Source organism: Bradyrhizobium sp. (assembly GCF_049581145.1).
GTDB lineage: Bacteria > Pseudomonadota > Alphaproteobacteria > Rhizobiales > Xanthobacteraceae > Bradyrhizobium.
Map to the genome: position 1 here is coordinate 1 of NZ_JBAURI010000107.1, position 1797 is coordinate 1797.

1 protein-coding gene is annotated in these 1797 nt (G+C 63.9%); it reads left to right on the forward strand.

Features of this window, described 5'->3' with window-relative positions:
* Positions 1-1188: MFS transporter (locus WCB02_RS03465; protein WP_423956415.1), on the forward strand; the 1188-nt coding region annotated here is incomplete at its 5' end.
* Between the last annotated feature and the right edge of the window lie 609 nt (positions 1189-1797).

Consider the following 1797-nt stretch of genomic DNA (forward strand, 5'->3'; position numbering starts at 1 on the left):
ATCATCTTCGGCCGCATCGCAGACATGCTTGGGCGCAAGCGCATCTATGGCTATGAGGTGCTGGTGCTTGCCGCCGGCGCGATCGCATCCGCCTTCTCACCCAACATCTGGTGGCTGATCGGATTCCGTATCATCCTCGGCATCGGCATCGGCGGCGACTATCCGGTGAGCGCGACGCTGATGAGCGAGCACGCGGGCAAGAGCAGCCGCGGCATGATGGTGTCGCTGGTGTTTGCGATGCAGGCCGCCGGCCTGATCGTCGGCCCGCTTTTGGCTGCGTCGCTATTGGCCTCTGGCCTGTCGCACGATCTCACCTGGCGGCTGTTGCTGGCGTTTGGCGCGATCCCGGCGCTCGCGGTGTTCCAGATGCGCCGCCACATGGCCGAGAGCCCCCGCTATCTGTTGGCGGCCGGGCAATATGACCATGCTGCCGCGGCCTCGGGACATGTGCTCGGCGACGGTCACGGCGCTGCCCGCGAGGGCACCCCCGCAAAGACCCCCTCCTTTGCCGAGGGCTTCGCCGCGCTGACCCGCCGGCGCGACCTCGCCGTCCGACTGATCGGCGCCAGCCTGGCGTGGCGCCTGATGGACTTCGCCTATTACGGCAACACCGTGAGCAGCCCGCTTGTGCTGCACGCCGTCGCTCCCAATGACAGCCTGATCACGGAAACGCTGACGCAGCTTGCGATCTTCGCGATCGCCGCGGTGCCGGGCTACTTCGTGGCGGCCGCCATGATGGACCGGATCGGCCGCAAGACCATCCAGGTGCTCGGCTTTGCGATGATGGCGATGAGCTTCGCCGCGATGGCCGCAATCCCGGGCATCGAGAAACTGATCTATCCGTTCCTGATCATCTACGGGATCAGCTATTTCTTCACCGAGTTCGGACCGAACGCGACGACCTTCGTGTATCCGGCCGAATTGTTTCCGGTCGAAGGTCGCACCACCGGCCACGGCATCGCTTCCGCCGCCGGCAAGATCGGCGGCTTCATCGGCGTGTTCCTGTTCCCGATCCTGCTGAGCGCGGGCGGTCTCGTCGCCGCGGAATCGACGGCCGCGCTGGTCAGTGTGCTCGGCATCCTGGTCACGATCTTCATGCTGCCGGAGACCAAGGGCAAGAGCCTCGAGGAACTGAGTGCGGAAGACGCCGCGCGCGCAGCTACCACCGCGAGCGCTATCCCAGGCTAAATCGCGAGACCCATTCGGCAATCGGCAGCCCTTGCAGATGCTCGGGATGGTTAGTTCCTCGTCGGGGCTTTCCCTGCGCAGCGACACCGGATCAGCAAGTGCATGCCACGCACGGACTGCTTAATTGCCACAATCGAAATGCAAATTACGCCTGCGTCACAATGGTTTTTATCAACGATCGATTGACGCCACCAAGACCGGCATTCGGAAGTTGCTTTTGAAATAACGTTTGAACGCGTCCGCTCGGTCCGATTTTTCGCGAGCGCGACCACTCTCGAGATCATCGGCGCGCTCGGCATTTGCGCCCCAATGGAGCCGTCATGAAAAAATCGATTCTCCTGAGCTCCATGGTGTTGCTCGGTTGCGCCGGTGGGGTGCAGGCCCATCCGCTGGACTCGCCCGACATCGTCTATATCGATGGATCGCCGTGCAACGCCGCATGCCAATCCTATATGGCCTGGTCGCGACATCAGACGTCGTCCATGGCCGGGCAAGCGGCGCGGCGTTCATCCGGGACGGCGGTTCAGCGCGCGACATGGCTGCCGCGGCAAAGCTCGAAGCCCGCGACCAGGGTCGCGACGCTGCAGCCGCCAAGCGGCAGTGCGGCCG